This is a genomic window from Nocardiopsis tropica (genome assembly GCF_042660575.1).
Classification (GTDB): Bacteria; Actinomycetota; Actinomycetes; order Streptosporangiales; family Streptosporangiaceae; genus Nocardiopsis; species Nocardiopsis tropica.
Map to the genome: position 1 here is coordinate 125329 of NZ_JBHSUF010000015.1, position 19127 is coordinate 144455.

A 19127-nucleotide genomic window follows, 5' to 3' on the forward strand; every position below is an offset into this window, starting at 1 on the left:
ATGACCTCCAGCCCGCCCCGACCGCCGCGCGACCCCGCGGCCGACGACGCCCGCTTCCTGCGGGACTTCGAGACCATGAGCTCCTTCGGCGCCACCCCCTCGGGCGGCGTCGACCGCCAGGCGGCGAGCGAGGCCGACAACGCCCAGCGCCGCTGGTTCGCGGGCCTGCTGGAGGAGAACGGGCTGCGCGTGGTCTACGACCGCGTCGGCAACCAGTTCGGACTCCTGGAGCGCGTGCCCGGCGCCCCCTACGTCGTGGTCGGGTCCCACATGGACTCGCAGCCCACCGCCGGGCGCTACGACGGCGCCTACGGGGTCCTGGCCGCGGCCCACGCCGTCTTCCGCATCGCCGCCGAGGACGGCGCGGAGGCGCCCCCCGTCCACAACCTGGCCGTGGTCAACTGGTTCAACGAGGAGGGCTCCCGGTTCACGCCGTCCATGATGGGCAGCGCCGTCTACACCGGCAAGCTGCCGCTGGAGACCGCCCTCGCCGCGAGCGACAGCTCGGGCACCACGGTCGCCGAGGCCCTGGCCCCCACCGGGTTCCTCGGTGACGGCGACGGGCCGGAGGCCGTCCTGTGCGCCGAGATCCACATCGAGCAGGGGCGCCTCCTGGAGAACTCCGGCACCACCATCGGCCTGGTCGGCGCCAGCTGGGCGGCGAGCAAGTACGAGATCACCGTCCACGGCGAACAGGCCCACTCCGGCGCCACCGCCATGGAGGACCGCCGCGACGCGCTCGTGGGCGCGTCCATGCTCGTGGTCGCCGCGCGCGAGCTCGCCGACCGGTTCCCCGGCGTCCTGCACACCGCCGTCGGCCGCCTCGACGTGTACCCCAACTCCCCGGTCGTGGTGCCCTCCCGCGCCACGCTCCTGCTCGACCTCCGCTCGCCCGACGAGGCCGTCCTCGCCGAGGCCGACGAGCTCCTGCTCGCCGAGGTCGCCCGCGTCGAGGCGGCCGCGAACGTCACCGTCGAGCGCACGCTCTCGCACTCCTGGGGCGTCAACCCCTACCAGCCCGAGGGCGTCGAACTGGCCCGTGCCAGCGCCGAGCGGCTCGGCCTGCGCAGCGGTGAGATCATGACCGTCGCCGGGCACGACTCGATCAACATGAAGGAGCGCGTGCCCACCGTGATGCTCTTCGTCCCCTCGGCGGGCGGGGTCTCCCACAACGAGGGCGAGTACACCGAGGACGCCGACCTCCTCGCCGGACTGGAGGTGCTCACCGACGTGACCCGCCGCCTGGGCGCCGGAGAGCTGGAGAACGCCGCACCCCACGTTCCCGGAAGGAACCGAGCATGACCGAGTACGCCGTCACCGACCCCGCCACGGGACGCCTCGTCAGGAGGTTCCCGACCGCCACGGACGCGGAGGTCGACACCGCCGTCGAAGCCGCGGGGAGGGCCTTCCGGACCTGGCGCCTCCGCCCCGTCGCGGAGCGCGCCGCGTACCTGGCCGCGGCGGCGGAGCGCTACCGGGCCGGCCGCGAGCGCCTGGCCGGGATCATCACCCGGGAGATGGGCAAGACCACGGCGGAGGCGCTCGGGGAGGTCGACCTGTGCGCCCGGATCTACGACTACTACGCGCAGAACGCCGCCGCGTTCACCGCCGACCGGGTCCTGGACGTGTCCCACGGGACCGCGACCGTGCGCACGGAGCCCATCGGCGCGCTGCTCGGGATCATGCCGTGGAACTACCCCCACTACCAGGTGGCGAGGTTCGCGGCGCCCAACATCGCGCTCGGCAACACCGTCCTGCTCAAGCACGCGCCGAGCTGCCCGGAGTCGGCCGGGGCCGTCGCCGGCCTGCTCGCCGACGCGGGCCTCCCCGAGGGCGTCTACACCAACCTGTACGCCACCGAGGCGCAGTGCGTCCGGATCATCGAGCACCCGGCGGTCCAGGGGGTCTCGCTCACCGGCTCGGAGCGGGCGGGGCGCGCCGTCGGCGAGGTCGCCGGGCGCGCCATGAAGAAGACCGTGCTGGAGCTGGGGGGATCCGACCCGTTCATCGTCCTGCCCGACGCCGACCTGGGGCGCGCGGTCCGCGCCGCCGTGGCCGGGCGGATGGGCAACGCGGGCCAGGCGTGCACCGCGTCCAAGCGGTTCATCGTGCTGGACGAGGTGTACGACGCGTTCGTGGAGGGGTTCGTGGACGCGGTCGCGCGCCTGAGGGTCGGCGACCCCACCGAGGAGGGGGTGGACCTGGGGCCGCTGTCCTCGGAGGCCGCGGCCGTGCACGTCGCCGGCCAGGTGGCGGACGCGGTCGCCCACGGAGCCACCGTCCTCACAGGCGGGGGGCGCCCCGACCGCCCGGGCGCGTTCGTCGAGCCCACGGTGCTCACCGGGGTCGCCCCCGGTACCCGCGCCTACCGGGAGGAGATCTTCGGCCCGGTGGCCGTGGTCCACCGGGTCGCCACCGTCGACGAGGCCGTGGAGCTGGCCAACGACACCCCCTACGGCCTGGGCAGCGTCGTGTTCGGGGAGGACGAGGAGGCGGCCCTGGCCGTGGCCGACCGGCTCGACGTGGGCATGGTGTCGGTCAACGCGCCGTCGCGGACCCAGGCCGACCTGCCGTTCGGCGGGGTGAAGGCGTCCGGGGTGGGGCGCGAGCTGGGCGAGTACGGCATGGCCGAGTTCGTCAACCGCAAGCTCCTCCGCACGCGCTGAGCACGTCCGGCCCGCCCGGTGCCGTGCGCCCCTCCCACGCGCGGCCCCGTGCGGGGCCGCCGGGGGAGCGCGGGGCCGCGGCGTCTCAGCCCCCCGACTCCCACCGCACCTCGCCGTCGGCGTCCCGGCGCGGGGCCGGGGCCATGCCCAGCCGTCGCGCCACCCCCGCCGAGGCTCCGTGGCGGGGGTGGACCCACGCCCCGAACCGGCGGACGCCGCGGGCGGACAGCCAGTCGCGCATCCCGAGGGCCGCCTCGGCGGCCAGGCCCCGCCCCTGGTGGGGGACGCCGACCGCCCACGCCAGGTCCGCAGCCGGGCCCGGCGCCCCGAGCACCACGGTGGCCTGCACGAACCCCGCAGGGCCGCTCCCGTCGCGGGTGCACAGGATCCAGTTGAACCACGACTCCTCCCCGCCGGGGGACCGCCCGGCCGACTGGAGCTCGTAGCGGCGCCGGAGGCCGTCCGCGGTCGGCGGTTCCCCGCCGGTGAACGCGTACAGCGCCGGATCGGCCAGCACGGGGAGCATCGGGCCCGCGTGGTCCGGCGTGAGGGGTTCCAGCACCATCCGCGCGGTCGTGATCTCCTCCGGCGCGGGCGGGGACCACGGTGCGGGGGCACGCCCTCCGGAGCCGGGCCCCTCCGACGGGCGGGGCGGGTCCTCCGCCGGTCGCGCGTCCGCCATGTCCGACCTCCTGTCCGCGGCCCCTCCGGGGCGGCCGGCGGGCGCCTGCCGTGACGGAGCCTCCCCCTCCGGGGCCGTCCGCGTCAACCGGGTTCCGTGGGCGCCGGGGCCGACCGCTGCCGGACAAAAGGAATCTACAACGTAAACCTCCGGCCTGTGTCGGATACCGGTCTGGGGTGAGGGACCGGGGAGGACCGGTGGCGGGCCGTTCCGGGAGGGAGCCGGCCCGGGCTCCCCGGAACTCCCGGACCCGGACGGAACCGCGACGCGAGGGGCGGGCCTCACGGGACGGGCGCGGTCGGGGCGGGCGTGGGGCGTGGCGGAGCGGCTCCGAGCGGACGGGCCTCAGGGGACGGGACCGCCGCCCGCCCCCTCACGGGCGCAGGCCGCCCAGGACGGCACGGGCGATCGCGTCGTTCTGCCGGAAGAACCCGGCGTTGGTGCGCGGACGGGAGAACCCGCCCGCTCCCACGCCGCCGGCGACCAGCGCGCCCGCGCCGAACCGGGCCGGGTGCGGCGTCCCGTCGGCGCCGCGCAGCCGCTGGTCGGCCGGGTCGGCGTCGACGAGCCCGGTGCCGGGCCGCTCGCGGATCTCCCCGCGCTGGAGCAGGGCCAGCAGCAGCGGGTCGGTCGTCCGGGACAGCGAGGGTTCGGGCAGCCTGGCCTCCAGGAGGACGGAGGCCCCGACCGTCGCGTCCGTGCTGGAGGACCTGGCAAGGAAACGGCCCTCGGGGGTGTCCACCTCCATGTCGGCGCCGACGAACCGCAGGACCCCCGCCCGGGCCAGCGCCAGGAGCTCCTCCAGCCGGGGGCCGGGCGGCCCGCTGGCCAGGTAGCTGAAGAACCCGGTGAACCGGGGCAGGTCCCGCGCCGCGGACTCCTGGGAGATCCGTCCGGAGCCGATCGCCTCGGAGATCACCGTGAACACCGACAGCAGCGCGAAGAAGACCGCCAGGTCCATGCTGTACCGCTGGTCGCGCCGCCGTTCGAGGTCGGCGCCGATGTAACCGTCCAGCCACGCGCCGAGCGCGTCGTGGTCGGCGAACCTGAGTCCCGCCAGCGGCCGGTCGATCCGCCCGGCGTCGAACCGGTCCCCGTCCTCGCGCACCGCCTCGGAGACCAGTTCCTTGAGCTGGGCCCCCGACCAGTCCAGGGAGTCCAGCCGCCGGACGAACTCCTCCGCGCGGACGTCCAGCCGCTCGGGGTGCGACAGCGCCAGTTCCCGGTAGTGGGCGTGGGCCAGCTCCCGCACGACGAGCGGCCACACGTCCTCCCGGAGGTCGAGGGGGTCGGGGCCGAGTGCGTCCAGGGCCCGCGCGCTCACGTGCCTCGGCAGTTCGGGGCGCGCCCCGGGCAGGTGGTAGCGGATCTTGGAATGGTAGGGCACCCCGCGCCGCGATCCGGCGTGGAGGACGGGCTCGGAGCCGGAGGGGGAGTAGCGCAGGGTCCCGTCCGGGTCCCTGCGGAAGACGCCGCCCCTCCCGGAGGTCAGCAGCACGACGGTGTCCACGAACGCCAGTCCCATGCCGCGCACCAGCGCGGGTTCGCCGGGCGGGACCGCGTCGAGGGAGATGTCGGCGGTGGAGGCGGTCGGTATGTGGGCGAGGCCGTGCGCGGCGGCGTGCCGGGCGAGCTCGCGCTCCTCCTCGGTGGGGCCGGTGCCGGCGGAGCCCTGCGCCAGGACGACGGCGTCCGCGTCCAGGGTGTTCCCGGGAGCCGGCGGGCGGCCCGTGCCGGCGGTGCGGTCCGGGACCGGATACGGCGGGCGGTCGAGGAACAGGCGCTGGCGCCCGTCGGCCAGGTCGCGCAGGTCCACCACCCGTGCGGCCACGGAGCGGACGGCCACCCTCCCCGGGGCCCGCTCGGCCACGTGGTGGAAGACCCAGGACAGGTACCGGCTCTGGAACCTGCGGGTGGCGAACCAGCCGGGATGGACCCGGCGGGCCTCGGCGAGGTCGGCCGCGTCGGCCGTGAACCCGGGCGGCCTGTGCAGGCGTCCCGCAGCGAGGTCCTCGGCCCACTCGGTCAGCGTCGGTCCGGGGACGACGGGCCCGGAGCACACCACCGACGCGTCGGTGAACATCGTGCAGTCGTTCGCCGTGGTGTTCATCCACAGCCGGGGCGACTGCGCGCGCCGCCAGATCCGGCCGCCGCCGGGCGGGTGAGGGTCTACGACGCAAACCTCGAGCATCGTGTCGGGGAGGAGTTCGTGGACGTTGGCGGTGATCCGTTCGAGGAGGGAGGTGGCCCTGGGGCCCGCGCCGACGAGCGCGATACGGAGCGGACGCCGGGGGAGCGCTGTGGTGGTCACCCCCATGAGGCTAATGCATACTAAATAGGTAGTAAATATCGGAAAAGAAGGATTGTTCGCGGTCCGGGAGCGGAACCGCTACGCGAGGGGCGGGTGGGCCCCAGGGGACGGGCGCGACCGGGGAGGTCAGGGGTCGTGGCGGAGCGCTCCGAGCGGGCGGCCTCAGGGGACGGGCGCCGCCTCGACCCGGCGCAGCGCCTCCCGCCAGGGCGCGGGCACCGCGCCCGAGCAGACCACCTCGCGCGCCCCCAGGAACCCGGCCAGGTCGGCGACCGCGCCCGCGACACCCTCCGCGGCGTCCGCGACCTCCTCGGCGGAGGCCGGGTCCGGGGACGGGGCGGCCCCGGCGTCCGGGCCCGCCGCCCGGACCCCGGCCGCGCCGGGCTCGGCGTACACGTTCTCCAGGTCCAGGACGCCGCGCCGCCGGTCGAACCTCGGCGCGATCCTGCCCACCAGCCGGTCGCCGTGCAGGACCGGCAGGACGTAGTAGCCGAACTCCCTGCGCGCCTTGGGCACGTACATCTCGGTGCGGAAGCGGAAGCCCCACAGCAGCTCGGTCCGCTCGCGGTCGCAGAGCAGGTTGTCGAACGGGGACAGCAGCACGGTCCTGGGCCCCCACGCCTCCCCGCCCACGGTCTCCAGCAGCGGGAGGACGTCCGCGTGCACGAACCACGGCTCTCCCGGGTCGGCGCCCTCGACCCGGGCCCGCACCGCCCGGCCGTCCGCCACCAGCCGTTCGAGCGCCTCCGGCAGCCCGTCGTACCGGTCGCGGACGAAGTGGTTCGCGACGTCCCTCGCGCGTCCGGCGCCCAGGGCCCGCAGGGCGTGCTCGGCCGAGAGCGACACGATGTCCGCGTCCGGCAGCTCGGTCCGGTCGGTGCGCTCGGGCAGGCACCGTTCGGCCAGGTCCCACAGGCGCTTGCCGCCCTCCCGGCCCGCCACCATCACCCGTCCCTGGGTCCACAGCAGGTCGAGCATGCGCTCGACGTTGCGCCCCTTCGTCCATCCGCCCGACTCCCAGGGCAGCGCGGAGCGGTCCTCGAACCCGCCGACGGGCAGGGGCCCCTTGTCCTCCAGCCGCTGGAGGACGTGCTCGCGCAGTTCCGCGTTGGCCTCGACCCAGGCGACCAGCCGCCGTCCGTAGGCGGAGACGCCCCTCGGGTAGCGGCGCATCAGCCCCCGGTGCAGTGCGTAGTCCTCGGTCAGCACGATCGACGCCGCGTGGGCCCAGTACTCGAACAGCCAGCGCTCGTCCCACAGGAGGGCGTCGAGGTCGGCCCCGTCGAACCGGCCCACCCTGCTCCACAGGACCAGCAGGTGGCTCCGGGCGACCACCGCGACGGGGTCCAGCTGGAGGCAGCGCAGCGCGCGCAGGACCTCGCGCAGCCCGTCGGCGTCGGCGGCGGGCCGGGGACCGGCCAGCCTCTGGCGGGTGATCGCGAGGCGGCGGACGGTGCGGCGGTCCAGGTCGAGGGGGCGCACGGAGGCTCCTGGGGAGAGGGGGTGGAGGGCGGGACGGGCGCCTCGTGAGGCGCCGCGTCCCCGCCAGTGAACCGCGCGCCGACGACGTTTTGGGGCCGGGAGGGCGGTCGGCGCGCTGTACGGGCTCCGGGAGGGGGCGGGGCGGTTCCTGTCGCGCCGGTCCCGGTGACCGCGTCAGAGCCGGGTGGGGAGCGGTCCGCCGTTCCACTCGACGGCGTCGGACAGCGCCGCCGTGAGGTCCATGGCGGTGCCGGTGAGGTCGGCGTGGGCGCGGTGCAGGTTCAGGGCGATGCGCTCGGCGTCGTCCCAGTCGCGGAACTCGCCCAGGTCGCAGGCGAGGGCGGTCTCCAGCGGAGTGTGCCCTCGGGCCACCCCGGCACGCGCGGTCTCCAGGACGAACCGGTAGTAGCGCTCGTGGGCGCCCAGCACCGCGTCGAGCTCGGCGGCGCCGAACAGCGGCCCGTGTCCGGGGACCACGTGGTCGGGCGCGAAGGCGTGCAGCCACTCCAGGGAGCGCAGCGCGCCCTCCAGCGAGCCCATGAACACGAGCGGGGTGAGGCCGTGGAACACCAGGTCACCGGTGTACAGCACCCGCTCCTCCGGCAGCCACGCCACGACGTCGCCGGGGGTGTGCGCGGTGTACCCGGGGTGGAGCAGGTCCACGCGCCGCCGGCCGGTGTACACGGTCAGCCCCCGGTCGAGCACGATCGACGGGGCGCGCCTGCTGACCCCGCCCCAGTCGGGGGAGGGGGACCAGAACGGCGGGCAGGCGTCGAAGAACGGGTCGTGGAGCAGGGCCTCGCGCATGGCGGCCTGCCCGATGAGCGCGGTGGAGTCGGGCAGCAGGCTGTTGCCGTAGGCGTGGTCCCCGTGCTGGTGGGTGTTGACCGCCCACCGCACGGGGGCGCCGCCGGTGGCGCGTGCCAGGGCGCCGAGGAAGCGGCTGGTGCGGGCCTCGGTGGCGCAGGTGTCGACCACCAGGAGGCCGTCCTCGCCGGCGACCGCGCCCGCGTTGTTCACCCACCAGGTGCCATCGGGCTGGACCCACGCGTACACGCCCTCGACGATCTCGGTCAGGGCCGCGGCCTCGGGGCCGGCCGGTGCGTTCGAGCCCATGGTGGTGGTCTCCTCACGGAACGTGCGTGCGGTCGGGGGAGCAGGTTACCGCCGGCGGGCGGCGGCCGGTGACGGGGAGTCCGGTCCCGGACGCGGCCGGTTCCGGGGCGCACGGCGCCCACCTGCGATGATCTTGTACTTGTAGCGAGGTTCGGCGCCGAGACCGTCGATAAGTACAAGATCATCGGGGGCGGGCGGGGTCTCGCATCGCGCCCGCGGCGCTTCGGGGCGGTCCGCTAGTCCGGTCCCGGCCCGGGGTGGGGCTGGACCACGTGCCCGGCGGCCTCCAGGCCCGCCGTCGCGGCGGCCACGAAGACCGCCACGCTCGCGTGGCGCCGCCGGGGCGGCCACACCACCGACGTGCGCCAGGCCAGCGGGTTCCCCTCCAGGGGTGACCACACCAGGCCCTCGGGGAGCCCGCCCAGGGGCCTCTCGTTGAAGTGCACGCCCCTCCCGGCCATGACCAGGCCGTTGACGAACAGCGGGTTGCGGGCGTGCCGGATCGCCCCGGGGCGGAACCCCTCCGAGCTGCACGCGGACATGACCTGGTCGTAGAGCATCGGCGCCATCGCCCGGGGGAAGACCACCAGCGGCATCCCGTTGAGGTCGCGCAGCCGCACCGGCCCGCCCCCCGCCAGCGGGTGCTCGGCGGGCAGCAGGACCCCCAGGGCCCGGTGGGCCACCGGGCCCGACTCCAGTCCCGTGGTGTCGGAGGGGTGGCGCACCACCCCGACGTCCAGGTCGCCCTCGCGCAGCGCCCGCAGCTGCTCGTCCGTGGTGAGTTCGTGCAGGTCCACCAGCACGTCGGGGGCGTTGCGCGCCAGCTCCGCGACCAGGGTGCGCAGCGTGGCGGGCATGGTGTCCGGCGGGATCCCCGCACGCAGGATCCCGCTCTCCCCGGGGCGGATGCGGCGCATGGCCTCCAGGGCCGACTCGGTGCTCTCCAGCACCGGCCGGGCGTGCTCCAGCAGCAGGGCCCCGGCCTCGGTCAACCGCACCTGGTTGCGGCCGCGGTCGAACAACCGCACGCCCAGTTCGCGCTCCAGGTCGCGGATGCGCTGGGACAGCGGCGGCTGGGCCATGTGCAGCCGGGCGGCGGCCCGGCCGAAGTGCAGCTCCTCGGCGAGCACCGTGAAGTAGCGCAGGTGGCGCAGTTCCATGCGGGGACCCTACCGGTCATATCACTGCGATATCGCGGGAGGTCCCAACTGGTGTTGGACGCCGGCGGCGGTGAGCTGTTGTGATGTCGTTCATAGGGCGGAGGGCCCGGGTTCGCCCGGGGGCCACCGGGGAGCACCGGCTCCGCCCGATCCTCCGGCGTACGCGACCCCGTCCGCCGCTCCCCTGCTTGTGAACTCGTGAAAGGCATCGGCATGTCACCGAACGACGACCTCGTCCTGGCGCACCGCGAACCCCTCGCCGAGGGCCACGCCACCGTCATCACCCTCAACCGCCCCGACAAGCTCAACGCGTGGACCGGCGCCATGCGCACCCGCCTGGTCGGGCTGTTCGAGGAGGCGGGCGCCGACGCCGACTGCCGCGCCGTCGTGCTGACCGGCGCCGGCGCCGCCTTCTGCGCGGGCCAGGACCTGGCCGAGACCCGGGACATCGACCCGGCCGACCACGCCGCCGCCGAGGCGTGGATCGACGACTTCGACCTGCTCTACAGGGCCCTGCGCGGCATCGACAAGCCCACCATCGCGGCGGTCAACGGCGTCGCCGCCGGCTCCGGGTTCCAGTTCGCGCTCCTCGCGGACCTGCGCGTCGGCCACCCCGGCGTGCGCATGGGCCAGCCCGAGGTCCGCTCCGGCATCCCCAGCGTCACCGGCATCTGGGCCATGTGGGACATCCTCGGCAAGGCCCGCACCATCGAGTTCACCCTCACCGGCGAGCTGGTCGACGGGGACGAGGCCCACCGTCTCGGCCTGCTCACCCGGCTCGTCCCCGGGCGGGACGAGGTGCTCCCCGCCGCACTCGCCCTCGCGGACTCCCTCGCCTCCCTGCCCCCCGGCGCCGTCGCCCTCACCAAGGCCCGCCTGCGCGAGATCGACGACGAGGCGCTGACCGACTCCATCACCGCGGCCAAGAGGGTCCACGCCCAGGCCTACGCCAGCGGCGAGCCCCAGCGGGAGATGGAGCGGTTCCTGGCCAAGCGCCGCTGAACCGCAGCTCCACCACCGACGCCACAGCAGGAAACAGGGGAGACCACCCGATGACCACCACCGGAACCGAGGACGGCACGCACTCCGGAGCCGGGGCCGCGGCCCCGGGCACCGCCGTCCCGGACCCCGCCCAGTCCCCGGCCGCACCCACCCCGGAGGCGCTCGCCGAGGGGGACCGCCTCTACCGGCTCCTGTGCGAGGAGCAGGACTGGGAGGCGCCCGAGCGCTACAACATGGCGGTCGACGTCGCCGACCACCACCCCGGCGACCGCGTCGCCCTCGTCTTCGAGGACCACACCGGCCACCGGGAGGAGGTCACCTGGGACCGGATCCGCGACCGGGCGGCCCGCGTCGCCGCCCACCTGCACGCCCTGGGCGTGCGCAAGGGCGACCGGGTGGCCGTGCTGCTGCCCCAGCGGCCCGACACCCCCGCCGCCTACCTGGGCGTCCTGCGCACCGGCGCCGTCCTGGTCACCATGTCCCCGCTGTGGGCCGACGCCCCCATCGCCTACCGGCTCGCCGACTCCGGCAGCACCGTCCTCATCACCGAGAACGCCTCCCTGGGGCGGGCCGCCGACGCGGTCGCGGCGGTCGCCTCCCTCGGCGGTGAGGGGGCCGGCGGCGCGCCGTCCCCGGCCGACGTGCGGATCGTGGACGTGGACGACCCCGCGATCGCCGCGTGCGAGCCCCGGTACGAGGCGGCCGACACCGCCGCCGACGACCCCGCCCTCATCTTCTACACCTCCGGCACCACGGGCCCCGCCAAGGGCATCGTGCACGCCCACCGCACCCTCCTCGGGCACAACGAGTTCCGGTACTGCCACGACCTGCGCCCCGGCGACGTGTTCTACGGCGCGGGCGACTGGGCGTGGTCCATGGCCAAGCTCATGGGTCCGCTGCGCGTCGGGGCCACCCACCTGGTCTACCGCCCCCGGGCGGGCTTCGACCCCGAGGGCCTGCTCGCCGCCATGTCCCGCAACCGGGTCACCACCGCCCTGGTCAACCCCACCCTGCTGCGCAAGCTCCGCGCCGACGTCCCCGACGCCGGGCGGCGCCACCCCCAGGCACTGCGCGTGGTGTGCTGCTCCAACGAGCCCCTCACCACCGACCTCATCGCCTGGTTCCGCGAGCAGTTCGGGGTGACCCCGCTCGACTACTACGGGTCCACCGAGTCCTACCCGCTGCTGGGCAACCTGCCCGGTGTGCCGGTCAAGCCCGGTTCGGTGGGGCGCCCGCTCCCCGGGTGGGAGGTCGCGCTCCTGGACGCCGACGGCAACGAGGTGCCCGAGGGCGAGCCGGGGGAGATCTGCCTCCGCGCGCGCAGCAACCCCCAGTTCCCCCTCGGCTACTGGAGGAGGCCCGACGCCTCCGCCGAGAGCTTCGGCGGCGACTGGTACCGCACCAAGGACCAGGCCACCCGCGACGCCGACGGCTACTACTGGTTCCTGGGCCGCACCGACGACGTCATCAAGACCTCCGGATACCGGGTGGGCCCCTACGAGGTCGAGGCCGCCCTGCGCGAGCACCCGGCGGTCGCCGACGCGGGCGTGGTCGGCCTGCCCGACCCGCTGCGCGGACAGGTCGTCAAGGCGTGGATCGAACTCGCCGACGGGTACCGCCCCGGCGACGACCTCGCCGACGAGATCCGCGCCTTCGCCCGCGAACACCACTCGCGCTTCGCCTACCCGCGCCTGATCGCCTTCGCGGAACGCCTCCCCCGTTCCGCGACCGGCAAGGTCCAGCGCGCCGAGCTGCGACGACGCGACACGGTCTGAGAGACCGGTGCGGCGGCGGCCCCCGCCGCCGCACCCGGCCGCGCCAGGCCACCCCGGCGGGCCGCCCCGTCTCTTGTCCCCCCTAACATCGATCCCGGGCCAGGCCCGGGCAGTGAGAAAGAGGAGTTCGGGTACGGTGCTGAACGATCAGGAAGCCCCCGCGACGCCACCCCGGGACATGGGCGGCGTCCGCCGCCGCGTCACCGTGGCCACCGCCATCGGCAACTTCGTGGAGTGGTTCGACTCCGGCGCCTACGCCGTCATGTCGGCCACCATCGCGGTGCTGTTCTTCCCCAACTACGACCCCGCCGCCGCGCTGCTGGCGACCTGGGCGATTTTCGCGGCGGGGTTCGTCGCGAGGCCGATCGGCGCCCTGTTCTTCGGCCACTACGGCGACCGCATCGGCCGCAACCGCGCCCTCGCGCTGAGCGTGCTGTGCATGAGCGGCGCCACCCTCGGGATCGGCCTGCTGCCCACCTACGCGGCGATCGGCCTCGGCGCCCCGCTGCTGCTCCTGCTCATGCGCACGGTCCAGGGCTTCTCCACCGGCGGCGAGTACACGGGCGCCTCGTCCTTCATCATGGAGTACGCCCCCGAGGGCCGCCGCGCCCGGTACGCCAGCGCCGTCCCCGTCACCGTCGGCGTGGCCGCGGTGGTCGGCTCCGGCGTGGGCGTGCTGCTCACAGGCACCCTCAGCGAGGAGGCCCTGATGTCGTGGGGCTGGCGGATCCCGTTCCTGATCGCGGGCCCGCTCGGAGCCATCGGCCTGTACCTGCGCTCCCGCCTGGACGACACCCCGGTCTTCCGCGAGATGGCCGCGCAGGAGAACACCACGAAGAGCCCGCTGCGGCAGGCCTTCCGGGTCTCCGGGCGCCAGATGTTCACGCTGTTCGGCTACAGCATCACGAACGCGGTCGGCTACTACTTCATGAGCTCGTACATGATCAGCTACATGTCGGAGTCGCTGGACTACACCAAGACCCAGGCGCTCATGACCAGCGTCGTCGCGATGCTCGCGTACACGGCGGCGTGCCCGCTGATGGCCACGGCCAGCGACCGCTTCGGCAGGCGGCCCATGCTGATGGTCGCCTGCGGGGGGTTCGTCCTGCTGACCTACCCCGCGTTCCAGCTGATGTCGACCGGGCTGGCCGGGGCGCTGGTGGGGACCTCGGTCCTGGCCGTGCTCGTCGCCGTGATCGGCACGTCCAACGTGCCGATGATGGTGGAGATGTTCCCCGCTCAGCTGCGGGCCAGCGGCTCGGCGGTCGGCTACACCGCCGCGTACGTGCTGTTCGGCGGCACCGCGCCGTTCGTGGCGACCTGGCTGGTCAGCAGCACCGGCAGCGCTCTCACGCCGGCGTTCTACCTGGTCGGGGTGGCCGCGATCAGCCTCCTGGTGGTGCTGACCCTGGTGAGGGAGACCAAGGATCTCTCGCTCACCCGCACCACGCTGCGCTGACGGGAGCGCCGCCCGGTCGGCGGCGCCGGTCCACGAGGGCCCGTGCCGCCGACCGCCCTCCTCAGCCCCGGGCGAGGCGGCGCAGCGCGGCCCGGGCCGGCGGCCCCCAGGTGTCGTGGCCGCCGGGGCGTCCGCGGACGCCGGCCTCGCCGACGAGCACGCCGCCGAGGGCGCACAGCACCGCCCAGCCGCGGGCACGGCGCAGGGTCGCGGGGTCCGAGGCCGGGCGGTAGGCCCGGTGGAAGCGGTCGAGTCCGCCGTCCGGCAGCAGGATCCAGGCGGCGGCCAGGTCGCAGGCCGGGTCGCCCGCGCACAGGTCGCCGAAGTCGATCACCCCGCACAACGCGCCGTCGCGGGTCAGGACGTTGGCCGGGTGCAGGTCGGCGTGCAGCCACAGCGCCGGCCCCTGCCAGCGGGGCGCGGCGACCGCGTCCTCCCAGACCGCGCGCACCGCCTCCGGGTCCTCGACCAGCCCCTGGGCTGTGGCCGAGGCGAACTGTTCGGCGAACTGCTCTGCGTGGCCGGCCAGGGGGCGCCGGCTCTTGCGGTTCACGGGGGCGTCCTCGGGCGCGGGCCGGTGCAGGGCCGTCAGGAAGGCCGCCAGGTCCTCGGCGGCACGGGCGGCGTCCGTGACCGGGGCGCGGTCCGCGGGCGTGCCCGGCACCCAGGTGGTCACGGCCCAGGGGCGCTGGAACCGCGCACCGGGCATGCCCAGGCGCAACGGGACCGGGACCGGCAGCGGAAGGCACGGCGCCAGGGAGGGCAGCCAGGCGAGCTCCCCCCGCACCAGCGCCTCCGCGGAACGCGGCGTCCACGGCAGCCGCACGGCGAGGTCGTCCCCGAGCCGCCACATCTGGTTGCCCGCGCCCCGCGTGCCCGAGTACAGGGGACGGTCGGCCAGGTCGGGGTGCTGCTCGCGCAACAGGTCCCGGACGAACTCCGCGGTGAGGCCGAGAGGGGGGTGCGTCATGGCCAGAAATGTAGCCCACGGGCCCGGCCCGCCCGGGGGCGGGCTGCGTCACCCCCGGGGGGACGCGCCCGTCGGGGCGGACCCGGGGCCGTGCTCGTCCGAGGGCCGTGCCGGATAGGTGACGACGCGGTCGGTGCGCACGACGGCCCCCGGGGTGAGCCGGGCGGCGTCCACGCGGTGGCCGCCCATGATGTGGAGGACCTCGTGGCCGTGGGCGAGGAGGTGGTCGGCGATGATGCGCCGGTGGCACCGCCACCACACCGCCTCCGCGCACATCACGGCGGCGCGGTGGGCCGTGCCCGCCGCGCGCAACCGGGCGAGCCCCGCCCCGAACTCGGCCGAGAGCCCGTGGTCGGCGTAGTTGTGGAAGCCGCGGTTGCGCCAGAGCCCGTTGACCTGGGGGGGCACGCCCCCGGCGACGGGGCGCCGGCCGCCGAGCTCCGCGACGCGCTCGTAGCGCACGCCGAGAGCGCTCAGGGCCGTGGAGAGCGCCTCCTCGTCGAACTGCGGGTTGCGGCGGGAGCCCGGAAGCCTGCGCACGTCGACCACCGTCTCCACGGCGGCCTCCTCCAACAGGGCGGCGAACTCCTCGAACGTGCGGTCGGAGTGGCCCACGGTGAGGAACGGCGGCGTCATCGCGGCTAGCCGCCGCCGGACGTCCGGGTCAGGGCTTCGTCCTTGTGCGCCGCCGTGCGGCCGGTCCTGTCGCTCTCGATCTCGTACTGCGGATCGTCCTCGGACGCGCGGCGCGTACGGCCCCGGAACGTGAAGTCGCCGGTGTGGACCCTGGTGATCGTGCCGGACACCCGTCCGGCCTCGGAGTTCCAGCTCACATGGTCGCCGACGTCGAAACGGCGTGTCATCGCGCACCCTCCTCCGGTCGTGGCGGGACGGACCCCCGACATACCCCGGACGACCCCGGGGTATGCGGGCGGGGCACGCCGCGGGGCCCACCGCCGGGGAAGACGCCTCGCTCCCCGGTTCGGTCCCGGGTCTCCCCGTCCACCGGGCGGCGCCCGGTGGACGCGGGCGGGGGCCGGGCGCCGGAGCGGTTGCGCGGAGGTCGGCGGGGGCGCGCCCGGCCACGGTCGGTCCGTGCCCGGCCCCTCCGGGAAGGGGCCTCCGGGCCGTCCTGCCGCCCGGGACGCACCGCCCGCGGGGCCGACGGCCTCAGCGGGCCGGGATGTCCTCGGGCAGCAGGGTGGTGAAGTCCTCCATGGTGGCGTTCTGGACGCCGTTGACCAGGCGGCCCGCCTGCCGGGTGATCATCCGCTCCAGCACCTGGCGCGCGTAGCGGGCGTTGCCGAAGTTCACGTCGCGGACCACCCCCGAGAAGTGCTCGTGCAGGGCCGCCGTCGTCGCCTCGCCGCAGGTGTACCCCGAGCCCTTCGCCATGCGCTGGACGATGGTGACCAGCTCGTCGTCGCTGTAGTCGGGGAACTCCACCTGGTGGTTGAACCGGGAGGCCAGACCGGGGTTGGAGTCGAGGAAGCGCTGCATCTCGTTGGTGTACCCGGCGACGATGACCACCGCCTCGTCGCGGTGGTCCTCCATGAGCTTGACCAGGGTGTCGATGGCCTCCTGGCCGAAGTCGTTGCCCGATCCGCGCGGCGCCAGCGAGTAGGCCTCGTCGACGAACAGCACGCCGCCCTTGGCCCGCTCGAACACCTCGGCGGTCAGCTGGGCGGTGTGCCCGACGTAGCGCCCCACCAGGTCCGAGCGTGCCGCCTCCACCACGTGGTCGCCGCGCAGCACCCCGAGGGCGTGCAGGAGCTTGCCGTACAGGCGGGCCACGGTCGTCTTACCGGTACCGGGGGGACCGGCGAACACCAGGTGGTGGCTCATCGGCGCCACCTGGAGCCCCATGGCGCGCCGCTGCTGCGACATCAGCAGCAGGTTGGCCAGGTCGTTGACGGTCTCCTTGACGCTCGCCAGGCCGACCATGGCGTCCAGTTCCTCGCGCAGGGCCGCGATCCCGTCCGCCGTGCCGCCGAGCTGCTCCTCCTCGGCCGCATCCCCGAGGTCCTCGGGCAGCAGGAGCGTGAGCGAGTCGGGGCTGTCGGGGATGGTCCCGCCCAGCCGGTACGCCTGGCGGTCGATCATCTCCTCGAAGAGCTTGCGGGCCTCGCGGCCGTTGCCGAACGCCGGGCCCTTGGGCACCCGCTCGAAGTGGGCGAGCAGGGCCGCCTCGGTCTCCTCCGCCATCCGGTAGCTGTGGGAGACGCACATGTTGCGCACGATCTCCGTCAGCTCCTCGGCCGCGTAGTTGGTGAACTCGATGGTCCGGCTGAACCGGGAGGCCAGGCCGGGGTTGGTGTCGAGGAAGCTCTGCATCTGCTCGGTGTAGCCGGCGACGATCACCACGACCTCGTCGCGGTGGTCCTCCATGAGCTTGACCAGGGTGTCGATGGCCTCACGGCCGAAGTCGGGGCCGCCGCCGCTACCGCCCTCGCTGCCGCTCGCCAGCGTGTAGGCCTCGTCGACGAACAGCACGCCGCCCTTGGCCCGCTCGAACACCTCGGTGGTCTTGATCGCCGTGCCGCCCACGTACTGCGACACCAGGTCGGCGCGGGCGACCTCCACCACGTGCCCGTAGCGCAGGACGTCCAGTTCGGCGAGGATCTGCCCGTACAGCCGCGCCACCGTGGTCTTGCCCGTGCCGGGGGCGCCGCCGAAGACCAGGTGGCGGCTCATGGGCGGCGTGGGCAGACCCATCTCGGCCCTGCGCTGGGCCATCTGGTTGCGGGTGACGAGCGTCTTGACCTCGTGCTTGACCCCGGCCAGGCCCACCAGCGCGTCCAGCTCCTTGAGGGGGCCGACCTCCTCGGAGTCCTCGTCCTCCTGCACGGGGGCGGGGGCCTCCGGCATCGGGACGGGTGCGCCCGCCAGGTCGCCGAACGCGTCCGGCGCCCCGTTGCCGCGGCTGAGCAGCTCCTCCGTGCGCATGCTCTGGCTGGCGACGGTCTGGCGCAGACCGGAGCGGCCGTTGTCGCGCACCGAGCAGTCCTCCACCACCACGTCCTCGGCGGAGTGCACGAGGATGCCGTCGGCGCCGTTGCCGAACACCTCGCACCTGCGCAGTGTGGCGCTCGCCTTCGCTGCCACCAGCACGCCGTTGCGGCGGCCGTTGTACACCCGGGTGCGCAGCACCGTCGCCCGGCCGCCGGCCCGCACGGCGATACCGTCGCCCGTGCACTCCGACACGTCGCAGTCGCGCACGTCGGCGGAGCCGTCCGCGCCCACCGAGATCCCGGCGTCGCGGCTCCCGGAGATCTGCACACCGGTCAGCAGGGGCGCCCCGCCCTCCTCCACGGACACGGCGCTCTTGCCGGTGCGGTCCAGCGTCACGTCCTCCAGGCGTCCGCGCCCGCCCTTGCCGAACACCACGCCCTGTCCCCGGGTGTTGTTGATCGCGGTCCCGCGCATGAAGGGGGCGCACCCCTCGACCACCACGCCGGGGCCGGCGGTCCCGCTGACCAGGCCGCGGTCGAACTCCACGACGCTGTCGCCGCGCAGGCTCAGCCCCTGCCCGCCGCGTACGACCAGGCCGAGGAAGGCGGTGGAGGCCCGCTCCGCGGCCTGCACGGCGTCGCCGCCCGACTCCTCCACCTCGCAGTCGGTGAAGGTGCCGCGCGCCCGCCCCGACAGGTGGATCGCCACGTTCTTGGCGCGCACCACGCGCACCCGCGCCACCTGCGGGTCCGCGCCGTTGTGCACGACGACGCCGCGCCCGCCCACGTCCTCGAACACGCAGTCCTCCACGACCGGGCGTGAACGGCTGGACACGACCAGTCCGTCGCCCTCGGTGTCGTGCACGCGTGTGCCCAGCAGCGACGCGGCGGAGCCCTCCTCCAGCGCCACCGCGGGCTTCTTGGTCCCCGAGATCTCGCAGTCCCGGATCGTGCCCCCGGACTGTCCGCTGGCGAACACGCCATTGCCCCCGGCGTCGCGAAGCACGCAGGAGCGGATCGTGGGGCGCGCCTGCTCGCCGATGACCACGGCGCTGGTGTCGACCTCCTCGACCACGCAGTCCTCGATGACGCTCGGCCCGGAGGAGGTGATCACCACCCCCGCGCCCGCCGAGCACGTGACGCGGCTGTCGCGCATGGCGAGCGCGCCGTCGCCGCGCACCGACACCGCGGTCCAGGACGCCCCCTCCACCTCGCAGTCGGCCATCTCCAGCTGCCCGAGGGGGATGTCCACCGCGGGGTAGTCGGCGTGGCGGCCGCGCAGGACCAGCCCGGACAGCTTGACCGCCTCGGCGCCCGAGACCACGGCGCAGCCGGAGCCGGTGGTGATCTCGACGCTGCCCAGGCCGTCGCGGGCCATCAGGGTGACCACGTCGCGCAGGACGAGGCTCTCCTCGTAGCGGCCGGGGGCGATGGTGATGAGGGCACCGCTGGCGGCGGCCTCGACCGCCTCGGTGATCGTCGCGTGCCCGTCCTGGGCGCCGGCGTCGACGGTGAGGAGCTGCCTGGTCATCGGTGTCTTCCTAGATCGGGGG

General features: G+C 74.9%; 14 protein-coding genes. 5 read left to right on the plus strand and 9 right to left on the minus strand.

Features of this window, described 5'->3' with window-relative positions; all coding sequences use genetic code 11:
- Together ACFQBR_RS23585 and ACFQBR_RS23590 are read left to right on the plus strand one after the other, a co-directional pair.
- A complete protein-coding gene (locus ACFQBR_RS23585; RefSeq protein WP_267950439.1) occupies nt 1-1302 on the plus strand; it encodes a M20 family metallo-hydrolase in 1302 nt (433 codons plus the stop codon).
- Nucleotides 1299-2666 carry an NAD-dependent succinate-semialdehyde dehydrogenase gene (locus tag ACFQBR_RS23590; protein ID WP_344182580.1) on the plus strand — a complete coding sequence of 456 codons (1368 nt, stop codon included), beginning with the start codon at nt 1299-1301 and terminating at the stop codon, nt 2664-2666. The genes ACFQBR_RS23585 and ACFQBR_RS23590 overlap by 4 nt, the downstream gene beginning before the upstream one ends.
- An 85-nt stretch (nt 2667-2751) precedes the next feature.
- Here the strand turns inward: ACFQBR_RS23590 and ACFQBR_RS23595 are convergent, their stop codons facing one another.
- The 5 genes from ACFQBR_RS23595 to ACFQBR_RS23615 form a co-directional block, all read right to left on the minus strand.
- On the minus strand, nt 2752-3348 hold the full coding sequence (locus tag ACFQBR_RS23595) for a GNAT family N-acetyltransferase (protein ID WP_344182578.1): 597 nt from the start codon (nt 3346-3348) through the stop codon (nt 2752-2754).
- 373 nt (nt 3349-3721) lie between these two features.
- Nucleotides 3722-5659 (minus strand): FAD/NAD(P)-binding protein, encoded by a 1938-nt coding sequence (locus tag ACFQBR_RS23600; protein ID WP_344182576.1) that lies wholly within the window; start codon nt 5657-5659, stop codon nt 3722-3724.
- Nucleotides 5660-5821: 162 nt separating this feature from the next.
- Nucleotides 5822-7141: a winged helix-turn-helix domain-containing protein gene (locus ACFQBR_RS23605; RefSeq protein ID WP_344182574.1), complete on the minus strand. Its 1320-nt coding sequence runs from the start codon at nt 7139-7141 to the stop codon at nt 5822-5824.
- 174 nt (nt 7142-7315) lie between these two features.
- Entirely contained in the window at nt 7316-8257 is a 942-nt protein-coding gene (locus ACFQBR_RS23610; protein ID WP_344182572.1) for an MBL fold metallo-hydrolase, read from the minus strand.
- 236 nt (nt 8258-8493) lie between these two features.
- A complete protein-coding gene (locus ACFQBR_RS23615; protein ID WP_344182570.1) occupies nt 8494-9417 on the minus strand; it encodes a LysR family transcriptional regulator in 924 nt (307 codons plus the stop codon).
- A 213-nt stretch (nt 9418-9630) separates the two neighbouring features.
- Here ACFQBR_RS23615 and ACFQBR_RS23620 point away from each other — a divergent pair, with 213 nt between their 5' ends.
- The 3 genes from ACFQBR_RS23620 (at nt 9631) to ACFQBR_RS23630 (ending at nt 13653) form a co-directional block, all read left to right on the plus strand.
- Nucleotides 9631-10419 (plus strand): enoyl-CoA hydratase/isomerase family protein, encoded by a 789-nt coding sequence (locus ACFQBR_RS23620; protein ID WP_267945592.1) that lies wholly within the window; start codon nt 9631-9633, stop codon nt 10417-10419.
- Nucleotides 10420-10469: 50 nt separating this feature from the next.
- Nucleotides 10470-12194, plus strand: a complete 1725-nt coding sequence (locus ACFQBR_RS23625; RefSeq protein WP_344182566.1) for an acyl-CoA synthetase — start codon at nt 10470-10472, stop codon at nt 12192-12194.
- 136 nt (nt 12195-12330) lie between these two features.
- Nucleotides 12331-13653: an MFS transporter gene (locus ACFQBR_RS23630; protein WP_344182564.1), complete on the plus strand. Its 1323-nt coding sequence runs from the start codon at nt 12331-12333 to the stop codon at nt 13651-13653.
- A 61-nt stretch (nt 13654-13714) separates the two neighbouring features.
- On the opposite strand, the gene ACFQBR_RS23635 is transcribed toward ACFQBR_RS23630, so the two are convergent.
- The 4 genes from ACFQBR_RS23635 to ACFQBR_RS23650 form a co-directional block, all read right to left on the minus strand.
- A complete protein-coding gene (locus tag ACFQBR_RS23635) occupies nt 13715-14623 on the minus strand; it encodes an aminoglycoside phosphotransferase family protein (protein WP_378554429.1) in 909 nt (302 codons plus the stop codon).
- Between the two features lie 48 nt (nt 14624-14671).
- Nucleotides 14672-15259, minus strand: coding sequence for a DUF488 domain-containing protein (locus ACFQBR_RS23640; RefSeq protein ID WP_344184246.1), 588 nt, complete (start codon nt 15257-15259; stop codon nt 14672-14674).
- A 5-nt stretch (nt 15260-15264) separates the two neighbouring features.
- Nucleotides 15265-15486 (minus strand): hypervirulence associated TUDOR domain-containing protein, encoded by a 222-nt coding sequence (locus ACFQBR_RS23645; RefSeq protein WP_344184247.1) that lies wholly within the window; start codon nt 15484-15486, stop codon nt 15265-15267.
- Nucleotides 15487-15793: 307 nt separating this feature from the next.
- Nucleotides 15794-19105, minus strand: coding sequence for a right-handed parallel beta-helix repeat-containing protein (locus ACFQBR_RS23650; protein ID WP_344184248.1), 3312 nt, complete (start codon nt 19103-19105; stop codon nt 15794-15796).
- Between the last annotated feature and the right edge of the window lie 22 nt (nt 19106-19127).